Genomic DNA, 16433 nt, shown 5'->3' on the forward strand with positions numbered 1-16433 from the left:
ATGACGATGGTAGATAGAGAGCAGCTATTCAAGAAGGCACTGGAGATAAAGTTCACCCAGGAGTGGGGTGAGAACAAGGCTACTGAGGTGAGCACCGACATCACGAGCAAGAAGGCCAAGTACCTGAGGCTCGGAACTGCCCAGAGCCCGAGAAAGCGGGAGTTCGAGCAGTACGGCAAGGAGATTGCCGCCAAGAGGGGCCTTCCGGGATACGATCCCAAGCTCCACCTTGGAGGCATTCCCCTCGGACAGAGGCAGATCACGCCATATGTGGTGTCCTCCACAGACACGCTGTGTGATGGCGATGACCTGCACTTCGTGAACAATGCTGCGATGCAGCAGATGTGGGACGACATCAGGAGGACAGTGATTGTGGGCATGGACCTCGCCCACGAGACGCTCGAGAAGAGGCTGGGCAAGGAGGTGACGCCCGAGACAATCAACCACTACCTCGAGGTGCTCAACCACGCCATGCCCGGCGCTGCCGTGGTGCAGGAGATGATGGTGGAGACCCACCCCGGGCTCGTGGACGACTGCTATGTGAAGGTGTTCACAGGCGACGACGAGCTTGCGGACGAAATCGACAAGCGCTTCCTCATCGACATCGACAAGCAGTTCGGTGAGGAGAAGGCAGCCCAGATAAAGGCGGCCATCGGCAAGACCACGTGGCAGGCGGTGCACGTGCCCACCATCGTAGTGAGGACGTGCGATGGTGCCACCACATCCAGATGGACGGCCATGCAAATAGGCATGTCCTTCATCGCAGCCTACAGGATGTGTGCTGGTGAGGCAGCCGTCGCCGATTTGGCATATGCCGCCAAGCACGCAGCCCTCGTGGGCATGGGCGACATGCTTCCAGCAAGAAGGGCAAGGGGACCCAACGAGCCCGGTGGACTGCAGTTTGGGTACCTCGCGGACATCGTGCAGGCAGACAGGGTGACGGACGACAAGGTCAAGGCATCACTCGAGGTCGTGGCCGCTGGTGCGATGCTGTACGACCAGATATGGCTCGGCTCGTACATGTCGGGTGGTGTGGGCTTCACGCAGTATGCCACCGCAGCATACACCAACAACATCCTCGATGACTTCTCGTACTACGGATACGAGTACGCTGTGGACAAGTATGGTGGACCCGCACAGGCACCAGCCACGCTCGAGACCGTGAAGGACATCGCCACAGAGACCGCGATATACGCCATCGAGCAGTACGAGTACTTCCCGACCCTGCTCGAGGACCAGTTTGGTGGGTCCCAGAGGGCTGCGGTGGTGGCGGCTGCTGCGGGCATCGCCACTGGTCTCGCCACAGGAAACAGTCAGGCTGGCCTGTCTGGATGGTATCTCGCCCAGTACCTGCTCAAGGAGGCAGAGGGCAGGCTCGGGTTCTTCGGATACGACCTGCAGGACCAGTGCGGTGCAGCCAACGTGTTCTCCTATCAGTCCGACGAGGGACTGCCCCTCGAGCTCAGAGGGCCCAACTACCCCAACTACGCCATGAACGTGGGGCACCAGGGCGAGTATGCGGGCATCGCATCCTCTGGCCACATCGGACGGGGAGACGCATTTGTGGTGAACCCGCTGGTGAAGGTGGCATTCGCCGACCCTCTGCTGAACTTCGACTTCACGCAGGTGAGAAAGGAGTTCGCAAAGGGTGCAGTGAGAGAGTTCGACAGGTGCGCTGGCGAGAGAGCTCTCATACTGCCAGCCAAGTGAGGCGTCCTGCGCCTCACTCTTTTTTATTAAAAAAGGCCATCACCATAAAAAAGAATCACTGAGCGCCATTGAGACGCTCGGATGCCAGCTGGAAAGCCTCCATCATCTCCTTCACGAGCTGGCAGCTTTCGTAGCACTTTACACTGCACGTGCAGAGCTTGGGCTGCTTCTCAGAAAGCCATTTCGCAAAGGTGGCGAGTGCCTCGAGCTGCTCCTTGTTTGCATTCTCAACATATTCCCGCAGTTCCATGGTATCACCAACCCTCATAGGGCATTAGTAATACTTAAGTATTGTGTTTTAATAGTTATCTATACTTGCGGAGGTAAGCATGGAATCCGACCCGGTACTCCAAGAGCTCGAGGAACTCAAAAGAGATGTGGGCAACCTCAACGATACGCTTGTCCGCATAAGGTATGAGGACTTCAAGAGGGTCGTGTGCACCCAGATTCAGCTCGTGCTCGCTGAGCACACCCGCATGCTCTTTGATACCAAGATGGGAGAGTGGAGCAGCTCTTCGGTATGCACGTTGAGGGACAGATGCGAAAAGGAGATGAAAAGGGCAGTCGATGAGGCAACCCACGCATACCTTATGGACGATGTGAATGGGGCGCTTCAGGTTCTGGATGGCATTAAAAGCCTGCTCTCCGCGAACGATGCGCCCTGTGCAGACCCCATGTGCAGCAAGCTCGCCACGCTGCTGATACACGACGTGAGAATGCTCATCCAGCTCTCCGAGGCCATATGCTCAAAGCTCGAGGGCACACACACCTCTGAGCCACTAAAGCACACGCCCGAAGAGATTTCCAGCATACTGAGCCCGCTCTCCCATCCCATACGAATAGGAATACTGAGGCTGCTCGAGAGGCAGAGCAGCAGCTTTTCCGATATCAGCAGGGCGCTTGGACTAAAGAGTGGACACCTTCAGTTTCATCTCGGGATACTACGGGATGCGGGATACATCAGAAAGAGCGGGAGAGGTGTGTATGCCATCACCCAAAGGGGGACAACCGCCCTTCAGGGTGCTGAGAGGCTCATGGAGAGCCTGAGGTAATATTATTTTGTTTGAAATTTCAAACGAAAAACCAGTTCACACAATCAGTTAACCTTTTATAGAATGCTCTCAGAAATTGTGTCAGACGCACGTCATACGCACGTCTGATATCAGACGGACATGCGGCAGGCATGCGACCGACGGATGGCTGACGTGAGACGTGCATTCGGGCACAGGGGCACCCATTATGGAGAAGTCCAACATGGAGCGCGTTACCATAAGGCTCCCAAGACAGCAGGTAGAGATGCTGCAGCTCATGGTGGATGTCGGAGACTATCCGTCCGTAAGTGAAGCAATCAGGGCGGCCATTAGAAAGCTGATAGATGAAAGAGCTGACAGAGTGATGGAGAGGCTGAAGGAACTCTCCGAGATGGCTTAACACACAATAGAGGGGATGGAGCTGTATGGACTCGATGATTCTGGATGCATTGAGATATGCAGAAAAGGAAAAGGAGCTTAGGTGCTCCATCGATATCGATGGAGCTGTGGAAGGACTGAATGGCTGCGGACAGGCAGTCATAAAGGTCATCGGGTGTGGCGGGGCTGGAAACAATACACTCAACAGGCTGTCCGAGCTCGGGGTGGATGGTGCCGAACTCATAGCCATCAACACCGATGTTCAGCACCTGCAGATGATACGTGCCGACAAGAAGATTCTGGTTGGCACCAAGCTCACCAAGGGTCTGGGCGCTGGAGGAGACCCAGAGAAGGGCAAGAAGGCGGCAGAGAGTGCTCAGGAGAAGCTCAAGGAGCACGTGAGGGACGCCGACCTCGTGTTCATCACCGCCGGCTTGGGAGGAGGCACGGGCACTGGAGTGGCACCTGTGGTCGCCAACCTCGCAAGGGAGTGCGGAGCCATTGTGGTGGGGATGGTGAGCATACCGTTCATGGTGGAGAGGGAGAGACTCATAAAGGCAGAGATGGGGCTTCACAACCTCAGAAGGGCGTGTGACACGGTCATCGTGCTGGACAATCAGAAGCTGCTCAAGCTCGTGCCACACCTGCCAGTGGAGCAGGCGTTCTCGGTGATGGACCAGATAATCTCTGAGACCGTCAGGGGAATAAGCGAGACCATCACCAGACCCTCTCTCATCAACCTCGACTTTGCGGACGTGAAGGCGGTGATGAGCTGCGGGGACACCTCGATGATGCTGGTGGGTGAGGGCAAGGGCTCCAACAAGGCAGAGGACGTGGTAAAGAACGCCCTGAGCAATCAGCTGCTCGAGGTGGATGCACAGGGTGCCAAGGGAGCGCTCATACACATCACTGGAGGACCAGACCTCACCCTCGAGGAGGCGAACTCAATAGCCGAGAGCCTTACCTACGAGCTGGACGCCGAGGCAAACGTCATCTGGGGCGCAAGGCTCAGAGAGGACTACGAAGACAAGGTGCGGGTGCTTGCCATACTCACGGGCGTGCGCTCACCTCAAATCATGGGCAGGAAGACCCACAACACCTATGCGGGCAGCAGGCTGGACGTGGTCGAGGAGGAGGCGAGGAGCGCACAGCCAGGGAGCACTGCGCACCCGCCCAGAAGGGCGAGCAAGAGAAGCGTCATACAGACGTTGATAGACGTGGTATAGGGGAAATATCCCCTCTTTTTTTGGAAAGGTGAAGGACAACATCGAGCCTCCAAGGAGCCTCCAAGGGCAGAGACCATCATCCCGTTCGCATGGAGGCGTTCGAGCTTTTCGGGAGGTGAGCATGAGCGAACTCAGAAGGCACTACTTTCTGGACGAGTACTGCATCATCGCCACCGAGCGACAAAAAAGGCCCACTGACTTCAAGAGGCTCCAGCACGCCTCCAAGCCCGCAAAGTGCCCCTTTTGTCCGGGAAACGAGCACATGACCCCTCCAGCGTCGGCGGTGTACATGCCAGATGGCAGGGTGCTGCAGGACAGCGATGGGCACAGGGTGAGAGGGTGGAGCATACGGTGCATGCCCAACAAGTTTCCAGCCCTCTCCCCGTCCCCCACACCACCCAGAGGGAGCCCCTTTTGCGTGCGGGCAGGATACGGCTTTCACGAGGTGATAGTGGAGACCCCCCGGCACGATGCGAGCCCTGCAACGCTCGATGATGGGGAGGTGGAGCTGCTCATGAAGGTATATGCCGAGCGCTGTGCCCACTATCTCTCCATGCCCGGCATCGAGTACGTCTCACTGTTCAAGAACTTCGGGATGGAGGCTGGAGCCTCGCTCAGCCACACCCACACCCAGCTCATCGCCATGCCCCTTCTCGCCCCCAAGGTGGCAGGGGAGATGAGGGCGTATGGGGCAGGATGTCCGATGTGTGCCGTGCTGGACAGGGAGGCCGATGTGCGGGTGGTGCGGGAGGATGAGCATTTCAAGGTGCTCTCACCCTACTGTGCCAAGGTGCCCTTCGAGATGTGGGTGGTGCCAAAAAGGCACGCTGCCAGCCTGCAGGGGCTATCGCACGGGGAGCTCGTGGCGCTCGGAAGAGCGCTGAGACATGTCCTGAGGCGCCTGCACGATGTGGTGGGGGATGTGCCATACAACTACATGTTCTTTCAGCATCCCTCGGACGGCAGGTACCACATGTACATCAGAATAGCCCCCAAGCTCTCCATCACGGCTGGGTTTGAGCTTGGCACAGATGTGTACATCAACGTGGTGAGCCCAGAGGATGCAGCCAGCTACCTTCGGGGCTGATTGTCGTCCTTGGCCTCGCTATCCTCATCACCATCGTCCTTGGACTCGAGGTACTGCCTTTCAATCTCCCTCGCAAGCTTCTCGTTTGCCTCCACGACAAACGCCCCCACATACCCACAGTGCTTGCATCTGTACACGTTGCCCATGTATCCCCCGGCAATCTCGTATATCTCGGTGGAGCCACATACGGGACATCTCAGCCTGCACCCCAGCTTTCTCATGCTACATAGTATCCCTGATAAAGCTTAATAGCCTATGGTATCAAGGGATACGCATGAGTGGTGAGAGGTCGAGAGAGGCGTTTGAGAGGGCACGTGCCGTGCTTCCGGGTGGTGTCAGCAGCCCAGTGAGGGCGTTCTCCCCCCATCCATTCTATGCTGAGAGGGCCCAGGGCTCCAGAATATGGGACATAGATGGAGGCTGCTACATAGACTACTGCATGGGCTATGGGCCGCTGCTGTTCGGGCATGCTCCCACGTTCGTGAGGGACGCCATCGTCGAGCAGCTGGACAGGGGATGGCTGTATGGCACACCCACAGAGGGAGAGGTGGAGCTTGCCGAGCGGCTGTGCACATACTATCCCAGCATAGAGATGGTGCGGTTTGTGAGCACGGGCACCGAGGCCACGATGGCAGCGCTGAGGATAGCAAGGGGGTACACCGGAAGAAGCAAGATCATCAAGGTAGAGGGGGGCTTTCACGGAGCGCACGATGCGGTGCTCGTGAAGGCTGGCTCGGGAGCACTCACCCACGGCGTGCCAGACTCGCTGGGCGTGCCACAGGAGTTCACACGACACACGCTTCAGGTGCCCTTCAACGACCCTGAGGCACTCGCTCATGTGCTCGATGCCAATGCAGAAGAGGTGGCTGCCCTCATCATCGAGCCCGTGATGGGCAACGTGGGTCCAATACTTCCAGAGAATGGATACCTCGAGGAGGTGAGGAGGCTCACGAGGGAGCACGACGTGGTGCTCATATTCGACGAGGTAATCACTGGCTTCAGGCTCGGCATCGGTGGTGCTCAGGAGTACTATGGCGTGGTGCCCGACATGACCACGCTGGGAAAGGTGCTCGGAGGCGGGCTCCCCATAGGAGTGGTGGGAGGAAGGCGCGAGATAATGCAGCACGTGGCTCCACAGGGAAAGGTGTATCAGGCCGGCACGTTCAACGCCAACCCCCTGTCGATTGCGGCAGGGCTTGCGATTACCGCAAGGCTGGAGAGAGAAGACGTGTACCGTGTGCTCTCTGAGAGGGGAAGGGCCCTCAGAGAGGCAATCGAGGATGTGATACACAGGCTTGGCCTGCCCTACAGCGTGGTGGGCATCGCATCCATGCTCAAGCTGTTCTTTGGCAGCACCCCCACGAACTACGTGGAGGCAAAGAGGTGCGATGCCACCGGCTACCTCGAGCTCTTCAGGAACATGCTGAGCTGTGGAGTGTTCCTCCCTCCATCCCAGTACGAGACCGACTTCATATCATATGCCCATACCGATGAAGACATTGAGAGGACGGTGCAGGCTTATGAGAGCTCTCTTACGAGAGCATGAGTGAGCTGAGAAGATGAGGGTGGTAATCGAGCCCACACAGCACATCTCGGGAGCCATCACGCCCCCGGGCTCCAAGAGCTGCACCCACAGGGCGCTCGTGTGCGGTGCGCTCTCGAAAAGGGCACACATACTCAACCCACTGATATCGAGGGACACGCGTGCCACGCTGGAGGCGGTTGAGGCAATGGGAGCGCGCGTGCACGTGGATGATGGGCTGATGGTGCACGGCGTGGCAGGAGAGCCCAAGACGCCAGATGATATCATCAACGCACAGAACTCTGGCACCACCTTAAGGCTCATGACTGCCATACTCTCCCTTGCCCCCAAAAGCTCGGTGCTCACCGGGGATAGTTCCCTTAGAAGAAGGCCCAACCAGCCCTTGCTCGATGCGATGGGCGAGCTTGGAGCGCTGGCATTCTCCACGAAGGGGGACGGCACCGCACCAATCGTGGTGTGTGGGGGCAGAAGGGGGCTTGTGGGAGGTGAGTGCACCATTGCTGGACACATAAGCTCACAGTTCATCTCGGCACTGCTGATGGCGTGCCCTCTCGCATCCAAGGACTCCACGATATATGTAGAGGGCAGGATGCGCTCGAGGCCCTATGTGGAGCTCACACTCGAGCTGCTGCGGCACAGCGGGGTGCACGTCGAGGTGGAAGAAGATGCGTTCTTCGTGCCCTCGGGACAGCAGTATTCTCTGAAGAGCTACACCGTGCCCGCAGACTTCTCCTCGGCTGGATATCTGATAGCGGCTGCGTGCATCACGGGCTGTGCCATCGAGCTTTCGGGACTCACATCCACCACGCAGGCGGATGCGAAAATCGTGGACATAGCAGAGCGCATGGGAGCCACCCTGAGCTGGAATGGAGACACGCTGAAGGTGCACGAGGGATGTGAGCTGTTCGGGATAGAGCTGGACTGCTCCCAGACGCCAGACCTCGTGCCCACCATAGCGGCGATGGCTGCCCATGCCAAGGGAAAGACACTCATCAAGAACATCGCCCACGTGAGGCTGAAGGAGACCGACAGGATAAGGGCGATGGCGTGTGAGCTATCCAAGATGGGGATACGGTGCACTGAAGGGAAGGACTTTCTCGAGATAGAGGGAGGCTCTCCAAGGAGGGCGGTCGTGCAGAGCTGGGACGACCACAGAATTGCGATGGCGCTGGCGGTGGCAGGGCTCACGTGTGGTGTGGAGATTGAGGGAGCAGAGGCGGTGGACGTCTCATATCCGGCGTTCTTTGATGACCTTGCGAGGCTGGGGGTGGGCGTGAGGTGGCAGTAGCCCATCCATCTGGGAGACTATTGGGGTCAGCTGCTTCCTTCTATTAGCCTTCTCGTAATTTCTTTTCCTTTCTCCTCACCCACCTCTCTGAACACAGCCAGTATCTCCTCATAGGTGTCATTCCCACCTATAAAGTCCCAAAACTCTTTTCCCATCAGAACCTCCCTTTCCAAATCAAAGAACTGCTGAGTAAACGACCATCTGTAGCTTTGTTTAAGCTCTCCATACGGATTATAGGGAAATGCATAATATGCCCTTGCATTTGGATATGTTGCCAGCAAAAAAAGAAACTTCTCTTTTGTCCTTCTTGTTTGGTCCTTATTGGGCTTGGGGGATTTTATCTCTAAGAAATATATACCTCCATCTCTGCCCTTAAAAGATAAATCAACTACGACATCTTTTATAAACTTGCTGTTGGGCTCTGGGAAAGCTGGATAAGGAAAAGGAGGCACCCTACGGGAGACTACATCCTCAAGAAATGTATCTACTGCTGACTGAATAGTTGGGGAGGCGTTTGCCTTAAACGTGTAGTTCGCCTTTACCTCTATCCATTGGGGATTTGCCTCAGCAACGAGCTTAGCAATGTATTCAAACACACCCTGACCAAGAGATGTGCTAAATGACCTAAAAAAGCTTTGAATTCTCAATAGCTCTGGAGGGATGAGTGCAGCATGAAAGGGCTTGTAGTTCCCTTGTTCCCCTGAAGAGAATGCCTTCTGAAAAACCTCGTCTCTAACCACTTTGGGGTCGTATTTGTTCACCAACCCTTGAAGAAAACCCTCTAAATACCTTTTTATCCCTATCTTGACAGTTCTTTTCATTTTATCACCTACTTCTGTAAGAATAGAATATACTCATATCTAAGCCTTGCAAACCCCCCCAAGATGGGTCTTTTCATGGCAAATGCATCTGTAAATCCTATCTCTGGAGCCCACTCTGTTATCTTCTCGCAGAAATTAGTTCGTTTACCGTTTACTACAACATCGCCAAGAACGATGGCTATCCACCCCTCGTCCACGAGAACCCTATACATCTCTTCAATGCTCTTTCTCATATCTCTTTCATACAATCTCAGCTTTTCTCCCTTTCTTCCTTTTAATCCAACCATCTCTTCACGGAGTAAAGACGTATCGATGCCAAGGTAATTGAGTAGATGCAAGTCGTTCTTTACGTAGTCTATGGCAATACTGTATGGTGGGGAGGTTATTATCCCTTTCACAGAATTATCATCCAAGGGCAGCTCCAGAGCCGAGCCCAAGAGCACCTTGTGTTGGCTTGGGGCTATATTGAGCTGCTTAAAAACATTATAGCAACCTCTGAGCGTCTTAGAATACTCCTTGAAATTTATAAGGAAAAAATCCCTTAGTCCTCTCTCCTTGGCTGTTCCCTTTAAGTAGGTGTAGTCTGATAAGGCATGCAAGTACATCAGCATTAAGACGTTTCTCCACTCAAATGGGTACTCTCCAAGAAACGAACTCGGGAAGTGGTTCTCCCATAGTTCATTTAGTATCTCCTTTGCATCCTGCACATTGGATTCAATTCTCCAACTCTTTTCCCTTAGAGCTTTTTGAGAGTTGTGAAAGTAATCAAAGACAGCATGAAGCTTAGCCTCGTCCCTTAGAGCATATTCAAACTCTGGATAGTGTATGTTCAGAGAATCGAGTTTGATTTGAGATACAATACAAAGTGCTGGGTTTATCTCAATCCCCACACCATTGGTGCCCACTGTCGCGGCTTCGACCAAAGTGGTTCCCGAACCCATAAAAGGGTCTAAAATTATATCTCTATTTTCTGCTTTGACAAAGTTAATTATTGCCTTTATCATCTGTCCGTGGAACTTTCCTTTATAAGGATAAAACCAATGGGTGAGATATTGATTTGTATGGCCAATCTGCCCTTTTCCTTTTACATTGGACAGGTGCCAATGATAGCTTTTTTGTCCATTAACAAGCTCAAAATATGCGGTTCTTTTTCTAAAGTTCTCTAAATCATTCCCCAACGATTGAAATTCCATCTTTGCAAGCTGTATCTCATACAACTGGCCAACATCATCAAATAGCTTTAGTCCATTCGCCTCAAACCTATCTTCAGTAATCCATTTTACAGGGTCCACGTATTTCTCCAGTCTTCTGGTTAACTTATCAGTTAGTTCACTTGATTTTTTATCAGGCAGTTCTGGATAGCTCGGATCAAAATGAAATAACGAATGCTGCGAATCTTCGTTCTTGTTGCCACTCATGTCTATCCTCTGCTTGGGCTCATAACCCAATTATAGTATTTTAAGACATCGTACGTCATTTCACCCAGCAACAGATACCCTTTTTATACCTTGACGCCGCTGCCCATGCCCATGGTCACGCTCGCAGTTCTGGGAGATGGGCGGGGAGAGCTGGTGCGCTCGATGGGCAGGCGCTACTCACTCTCCGACATCGCCCTCCATGAGGTGGATAGGGGGTACAAGCTCACGCTCGTTGACCCGGTGGGCTACCCAGACTCGCTAAAGGCGCTTGCCACGGCGCTGGGGCTTGCGGATGCCGTGCTGGTCTGCGTGTCCCCAACGGGGCTGAATGCCCAATCTGGGGAGCAGATACTCGCCGCGAGCCTGCTTGGTCTGCAGGGTGCGCTCGTGTACACGGGGCTCGAGAGCACCAGCCCCCACGTGCTCGAGCAGGTGCGAGAGCGCACGCAGAAGGTGCTCGCTGGCACATCCCTCCACAATGCTCCATGGGCGTACGTGTCCACGACCACCCACGAGGGAATGGGTGAGCTGTGGGAGCTCGTGGATGCCCTGTGCTCTGCCATCGAGGAGAGGTATGCCCTGCTCGTGGACGAGCCCACGAGGGTAATCGTTGACCAGGCATTCAACGTCAGGGGGGTGGGCTGTGTGGCGCTCGGCGTGGTGAGGGCTGGAAGGGTGAGCGTGCGGGACAGGCTCACGGTGTATCCCCTCGGGCAGGAGGTGGAGGTGCGCTCCATTCAGGTGCACGACGAGGATGTGAAGAGTGCGCCTGCGGGCTCGAGGGTGGGGCTTGCCCTGAAGGGGATACAGCCAAACAAGCTCGAGCGGGGCATGGTGGTGTCCTCCACAGAGGAGCTCACCGAGCGTCCGCATCTCGAGTGCGAGTTCGTGCCCTTTACCGACGGGGTGAGCCAAGGGGACGTGGTGCACGTGTTCGCTGGGCTGCAGTCTGCCCCTCTGAGAATAGAACTCATCGAGGGCGAGGGGGAGGCGAGAGAGCACGTGGGGGCTGGCGAGAGGTGCACCCTCTCTGGGAGGCTAACCGCAAGGGGACCTCTCGTCTACAGGCGGGGCGATGTGGCGCTGCTCGCCAACCTCGATGCCAGGGGTCCAAGAATGGTGGCGAGGGCTCGCATCATGGGCTGAGCCTTCGGGCACACACCAGAAAGCCCGTGTGCGCCACCATCCTGTGCTCTGGCCTCAGGCTCTTTTTGGCAACGTGCCATCCCCTCACGAGCACCTCCACGACATCCTGAAGGTAGAGCCCGTGCCGCTCGAGTGTGCGTGAGAGCCTGAACACCTGAAGGACGGTCGGAAAATACGCCACCAGAATGCCTCCACCCACGAGCACCCTGCTGACGTTGTCGAGTGCCCTCCATGGCTGGGGAAGGTCGAGCACCACCCTGTCGAACTGTGTGTCCTGCTCGTGCAAGCCCCCGTATATATCCATGTTGCGCAGCACGAGGTTGTCGGGCATTCTTCCAAAGAAGCCCACGATGTTGGAGCGGGCGCGCTCGAGAAAGTCCTCCCTCCGCTCGTATGATACCACTCTCCCGGCATCGCCCACTGCCCTGCACAGGGCGAGGGTGAGCGCTCCAGAGCCAGTTCCAGCCTCGAGCACCCTCGCCCCCGGAAAGATGTCTGCGAGCACGAGAATGGCACCGATGTCCTTAGGGTATATCACCTGCGCCCCCCTCGGCATCTTCAGGATGTACTCGCCCATGGTGGGCTTCACCACGAGCAGCCTCTCGCCCATGGAGGACGTGATGTAGCAGCCCTCCTCCCTTCCGATGAGCTCATCGTGGGACACCATGCCCTTCTGGAACGAGTACGTGGCACCCTCCCTGAGCCTTATCTGATACCTACGCTGCTTGGTGTCGATGAGCTGAACGACATCTCCCTCCCTCAGCATACCTCTCCCTCAGCCTCCACAGCGTTTGAGCATATAGGTGTTGTGTTAGACGTGGGCGCATGCTTTAATACCAAGAGGTCAAGAACAATCCCCGACAGCGCATAACAGGGCGTAGCTGTAGTGCATGGGGGAGATACAAACGAAAACACAGAAATTATGGGATAAAGCCGAAGAATATGAATTTTTCAAGAAATCATTAGAGATAGCCACTCCCGAACAGTTATTTATTACTGACGATGGAAGGTATTTGACATATTGGCCAAAACATTACAAAGGAAAGAAAACAACACTACAAAGTAGAAATGCATTCATTGGAAGTTACACTGAAAAGTGGGTTAAAGAGTTGCTAGCACCAGTCGCTAAAGAGTTTGATGCTTATTCTATTCATAATGTTGTGTGTGAGGAAATTGGAATAGAAGAGCGCTCTCCTGCAGATGTCGCAATCGTAAAAACTCCTGACAGGTATCAGAAAGCTAAAAACATCCTTATTCTGGTTGAGGTGAAAATGTCTACTGTATGGAATTGGGAATATTAAGATAATGGAGAAGTGACCTCCTCCCCACGCTTACGCATGGGGCTTCCAAACAGCTTAACGAAGCTGGCACGTGAGTGGATTATGGGGGATGGCACAGCCATCCCCCTTAATGCGCTATTTTGCCGGCTTTTGTAAAAAGCCGACGTGAGTGGATTAATGGGGTGTGGCTTAACCACACCCCTTAATGCGCTGTATGCCAGCTGGACGACAGCTGCGGTTGGGCGTTCACCTGAGGCTTTACGCCTCAAGCTCATGCACCCTTCGGGACGGTCACGAGCCCCGCATCCCATCGAACTCGTTATCCGATGGGCTACATGACTTGGTATATTTAGCAGAGTATTTAAACTTAGCCACCTCCCCTTGCGTATCCCCCTCCGAAGGGGTCTTGCAAGCAACGGGAAGATAAAATGTATTGGGGATTACACTACCCATCAAGGAAATCCTGGATTATTGCGCTCAGATACAATGTTAATATCGGGAAGAGTATTAACATTAGAGTTTCTGGATTTCAATCATCCAAAATTCCCATTGTAGTAATTGGTAATACGCCAATAACAAATACATATTATAAGAAAGTAGATTTTCTTAAAAAATCGGGCATAATACATGGGTTTTTATTCTGTAAATCCAAATCCTTTAGATAATCCAAGTAAAAATAACATTAAGAGCACACCTGGGAAAGGTTTTTTGAGAATAGACTATATTGAATTATACAATATTCTTAAGCAGCTAATTAAGGAAGATAAGGAGTTTTTCTCTTCAATGATACCAAAGGTCAAACTTGGAAAGATAATTGAAATATCTAACAAAGAGCCTACATATGAAAGAAAAGCCGAAAAATTCTTAAAAATGCTTAGAGGTATTGGCGATGAATAAGAGAAAGAGAGAAGGAACAAAAACAAGTAAGTTCGGAGTTCCCGGACGGATCAATCATGATTCTAGTGAATTCTATTCCAGCAGACTCTATGAAGACCTTCCTAAAGAGAAAAAAGTTAAATATACTGAGAATGATATATCACAAGAATATCTAAACTCTATTTTATGTAAATCCAGTGAAAATATGGAAGAACTGCCAGATAATAGTATTCATTTAATGGTTACATCGCCTCCATACAATGTAGGAAAAGAATATGACAGAAACTTAACCCTATCTGAGTACAGAGAGTTCTTAAAAAGAGTTTGGAAAGAGACATATAGAGTTTTAGTCCCTGGCGGAAGAGTGTGCATAAATGTAGCAAATCTGGGGAGGAAGCCATATGTTCCTTTACATTCTTTTATTATCGAAGACATGCTTGATATAGGATTTTTAATGAGGGGAGAAATAATATGGAATAAGGGTACCAGTGCAAGTCCTTCTACGGCGTGGGGTAGCTGGCTATCGGCCAAGAATCCCACTTTGAGAGATATCCATGAATACATACTCGTCTTTTGCAAAGATACATTTAAGCGTGAGAATAAAAAGCGAAAAAGCACAATATCAAGGGAGGAGTTCTTAGAGTTCACCAAGAGCGTGTGGACGTTCCCCGCAGTTTCGGCTAAAAAAATAGGCCATCCAGCACCATTTCCTGTGGAACTACCTTACAGATGTATTCAACTTTACACCTTTGAGGGTGAAGTGGTGTTAGACCCTTTCATGGGCAGTGGACAAACAGCAATAGCAGCAATAAAAACAGGCAGACAGTATATGGGCTATGAGATTAGTGAAGAATATGTGAAGTTGGCGGAAAAAAGAATAAAAGAATCGCTATTGGAGCTTAAATCACCAAAACTTTTTGAATACTTAGGGGAGGAAAAACAGAAGGATGAGATGTCATAGCTCGCTCGTCCAAGCCGAGGGATAAGCACATAAACCAGCCGTGCCAACACTCGGGTGGTGATGGCGATGGGAGAGGTCCTGGGCAGGGTGTGCACGTTCGATGGAGGGGGCTTTACGTTCATCACACCGAGAGTGCTGGCAGGCGGCACGTTCGTGTGCTATGGCGATGAGAGAAGGGTGCTGTGCAGGGTGGTGGAGTGCAGGCCTCAGGCACAGCTGCCCCCAGAGCTGTTTTCCTCTCCCGACATATCGCCCCTCGAGCTGTGCGAGCTCATGGGGCTCGAGCCAGATGCATACAGGATGGTGCTCGCACGGGCTAAAATCGTGGGAAGCTTCGATGAGGAGCTTGGCGAGTTCGTGAACCCGATGCAGATGCCCGAGGTGGGCACGCCCATAGAGGCTGCAGATGAGCACACGCTGAGGCAGGTGAGCAAGGTGGACGGGGGCGTGGGCTCTGCCTTCGTGGGGCACGTGCTGGGCACAGATGTCCCAGTGCACCTCTCTGTGAGTGATATCGCAAGCCAGCACCTTGCGGTGATAGCCTCCACGGGCTCTGGAAAGTCGTACACCGTCGGGGTGCTGCTCGAGGAGATGATGATGCCCAAGAACTGCGCCTCGGTGCTGGTGTTCGACCCCCATGGCGAGTATGCCTCCTCGATGAAAAGAATTGTGGACATCGAGCACTTTGTGAGCGGGCGCTACAGGCCCAAGGTGCACGTGGTGCGGCCCCAAGAGGTGAAGATACGGGCGTGCGACCTCGAGCCCTCGGACTACCTCGCCATGATGGACGACGGCAACCTCTCGCCAAAGATGCGGGAGTTCTTCGAGCAGGCATACAGGCGGGCAAGGGAGCGGGCGCTCGAGAGGGAGAGGAAAAAAGGGTTCAGGCCCGTGGGGATGTTCACGCTGGACGAGCTGGAGGAGCAGATAGAGCTGCAGCGGGACGCTGGGGAGTCCACCGTGGACGCCCTGCTGTGGAGGCTTGGCAGGCTCAGGCGCAGGGGCATAATAACGGACAGTGAGGGCATTCCCCTCTCCACGTACTTCGAGGCAGGAAAGCTCACCATAATGGACGTCAGCGGCATAGGGGAGGACTTTCAGCAGCTCATAGCCGCGGTGCTGCTGAGGCTGCTGTTCGATGCCAGACGGGGCACGGTGCTGGAGGAGTACGAGGAGGGCAGCGAGCGCTATATTCCAAGCCCAGCGTTCGTGGTGCTCGAGGAGGCGCACAGGTTCACCCCTGCAGAGGGACACTCTCCATCCAAGCGCATCCTCAAACAGGTGCTCGCCGAGGGAAGAAAGTTCGGGGTGGGCGTGTGCCTCGTGTCCCAGAGGCCCAGCAAGCTGGACCCCGATGCCCTCTCGCAGTGCATGTCCCAGATAACACTTCGAATCGTGAACCCCTCGGACCAGGAATACGTGTCCCGCACGGTGGAGTCGTTCAGCAGGGATGTGATAGAGCACCTTCCCGCCCTGCACAGGGGGACTGCCGTCATCTCCGGGGTGTGCATCAACACCCCCACGCTCGTCAGAGTGAGAAGAAGGCTGTGCGAGGGACGGGTGGGTGGCTCCATCGATGCCCCGGAGCAGTGGAGAGAGGCTGTTCAGTCCAGAAGAGAGCGCACGGTGGTGGTGCGCCCGCCCATGGAGGACGAGCTGGGGGTGTAG

17 protein-coding genes are annotated in these 16433 nt (G+C 54.1%); 12 read left to right on the forward strand and 5 right to left on the reverse strand.

The window, feature by feature from the left end; all coding sequences use genetic code 11:
- The gene (mcrA, locus tag BP07_RS04365; RefSeq protein ID WP_084174107.1) at positions 1 to 1710 is read left to right on the forward strand and encodes a coenzyme-B sulfoethylthiotransferase subunit alpha; all 1710 of its coding nucleotides are present in this window, start codon (positions 1 to 3) and stop codon (positions 1708 to 1710) included.
- Positions 1711 to 1765: 55 nt separating this feature from the next.
- Here the strand turns inward: mcrA and BP07_RS04370 are convergent, their stop codons facing one another.
- Entirely contained in the window at positions 1766 to 1960 is a 195-nt protein-coding gene (locus BP07_RS04370; protein ID WP_042686204.1) for a hypothetical protein, read from the reverse strand.
- A gap of 79 nt (positions 1961 to 2039) precedes the next feature.
- On the opposite strand from BP07_RS04370, the gene BP07_RS04375 reads away from it, so the two are divergent.
- The 4 genes from BP07_RS04375 to BP07_RS04390 all read left to right on the forward strand — a co-directional run bounded on the left by BP07_RS04375 (position 2040) and on the right by BP07_RS04390 (position 5432).
- Positions 2040 to 2762 (forward strand): ArsR/SmtB family transcription factor, encoded by a 723-nt coding sequence (locus tag BP07_RS04375; RefSeq protein ID WP_042686205.1) that lies wholly within the window; start codon positions 2040 to 2042, stop codon positions 2760 to 2762.
- Positions 2763 to 2964: 202 nt separating this feature from the next.
- Positions 2965 to 3141, forward strand: a complete 177-nt coding sequence (locus tag BP07_RS04380; protein WP_042686371.1) for a ribbon-helix-helix domain-containing protein — start codon at positions 2965 to 2967, stop codon at positions 3139 to 3141.
- A gap of 25 nt (positions 3142 to 3166) precedes the next feature.
- Positions 3167 to 4345: a cell division protein FtsZ gene (gene ftsZ, locus BP07_RS04385; RefSeq protein ID WP_042686208.1), complete on the forward strand. Its 1179-nt coding sequence runs from the start codon at positions 3167 to 3169 to the stop codon at positions 4343 to 4345.
- Positions 4346 to 4466: 121 nt separating this feature from the next.
- Positions 4467 to 5432: a galactose-1-phosphate uridylyltransferase gene (locus BP07_RS04390; protein ID WP_042686210.1), complete on the forward strand. Its 966-nt coding sequence runs from the start codon at positions 4467 to 4469 to the stop codon at positions 5430 to 5432.
- Here the strand turns inward: BP07_RS04390 and BP07_RS04395 are convergent.
- Complete coding sequence (locus BP07_RS04395; protein ID WP_042686213.1) at positions 5417 to 5653, reverse strand: eL43 family ribosomal protein; 237 nt, start codon at positions 5651 to 5653, stop codon at positions 5417 to 5419. The two genes, BP07_RS04390 and BP07_RS04395, sit on opposite strands and share 16 nt — an antisense overlap.
- A 53-nt stretch (positions 5654 to 5706) precedes the next feature.
- Between BP07_RS04395 and hemL the strand changes: the two genes are divergently transcribed.
- Complete coding sequence (gene hemL, locus BP07_RS04400) at positions 5707 to 6978, forward strand: glutamate-1-semialdehyde 2,1-aminomutase (protein WP_042686215.1); 1272 nt, start codon at positions 5707 to 5709, stop codon at positions 6976 to 6978.
- A 13-nt stretch (positions 6979 to 6991) separates the two neighbouring features.
- Positions 6992 to 8263: a 3-phosphoshikimate 1-carboxyvinyltransferase gene (gene aroA / locus BP07_RS04405; RefSeq protein WP_042686217.1), complete on the forward strand. Its 1272-nt coding sequence runs from the start codon at positions 6992 to 6994 to the stop codon at positions 8261 to 8263.
- A 26-nt stretch (positions 8264 to 8289) separates the two neighbouring features.
- On the opposite strand, the gene BP07_RS04410 is transcribed toward aroA, so the two are convergent.
- Both BP07_RS04410 and BP07_RS04415 read right to left on the reverse strand, forming a co-directional pair.
- Positions 8290 to 9084, reverse strand: a complete 795-nt coding sequence (locus BP07_RS04410; protein WP_042686220.1) for a TdeIII family type II restriction endonuclease — start codon at positions 9082 to 9084, stop codon at positions 8290 to 8292.
- 8 nt (positions 9085 to 9092) lie between these two features.
- The gene (locus tag BP07_RS04415; protein WP_157203075.1) at positions 9093 to 10502 is read right to left on the reverse strand and encodes a DNA methyltransferase; all 1410 of its coding nucleotides are present in this window, start codon (positions 10500 to 10502) and stop codon (positions 9093 to 9095) included.
- Between the two features lie 105 nt (positions 10503 to 10607).
- Here BP07_RS04415 and BP07_RS04420 point away from each other — a divergent pair, with 105 nt between their 5' ends.
- Positions 10608 to 11648 carry an EF-Tu/IF-2/RF-3 family GTPase gene (locus tag BP07_RS04420; protein ID WP_052353239.1) on the forward strand — a complete coding sequence of 347 codons (1041 nt, stop codon included), beginning with the start codon at positions 10608 to 10610 and terminating at the stop codon, positions 11646 to 11648.
- Here BP07_RS04420 and BP07_RS04425 read toward each other — a convergent pair.
- Positions 11638 to 12414, reverse strand: a complete 777-nt coding sequence (locus tag BP07_RS04425) for a tRNA (adenine-N1)-methyltransferase (protein ID WP_052353240.1) — start codon at positions 12412 to 12414, stop codon at positions 11638 to 11640. The genes BP07_RS04420 and BP07_RS04425 overlap by 11 nt on opposite strands.
- 124 nt (positions 12415 to 12538) lie before the next feature.
- On the opposite strand from BP07_RS04425, the gene BP07_RS04430 reads away from it, so the two are divergent.
- From BP07_RS04430 to BP07_RS04445, 4 genes are all read left to right on the forward strand, one after another.
- Complete coding sequence (locus BP07_RS04430; RefSeq protein WP_042686378.1) at positions 12539 to 12949, forward strand: hypothetical protein; 411 nt, start codon at positions 12539 to 12541, stop codon at positions 12947 to 12949.
- Between the two features lie 606 nt (positions 12950 to 13555).
- Complete coding sequence (locus BP07_RS08345) at positions 13556 to 13825, forward strand: hypothetical protein (RefSeq protein WP_157203076.1); 270 nt, start codon at positions 13556 to 13558, stop codon at positions 13823 to 13825.
- On the forward strand, positions 13818 to 14765 hold the full coding sequence (locus BP07_RS04440; protein ID WP_052353242.1) for a DNA-methyltransferase: 948 nt from the start codon (positions 13818 to 13820) through the stop codon (positions 14763 to 14765). The genes BP07_RS08345 and BP07_RS04440 overlap by 8 nt, the downstream gene beginning before the upstream one ends.
- A 66-nt stretch (positions 14766 to 14831) precedes the next feature.
- Entirely contained in the window at positions 14832 to 16433 is a 1602-nt protein-coding gene (locus tag BP07_RS04445; protein ID WP_052353243.1) for an ATP-binding protein, read from the forward strand.

This window comes from Methermicoccus shengliensis DSM 18856, assembly GCF_000711905.1.
Taxonomy (GTDB): domain Archaea; phylum Halobacteriota; class Methanosarcinia; order DSM-18856; family Methermicoccaceae; genus Methermicoccus; species Methermicoccus shengliensis.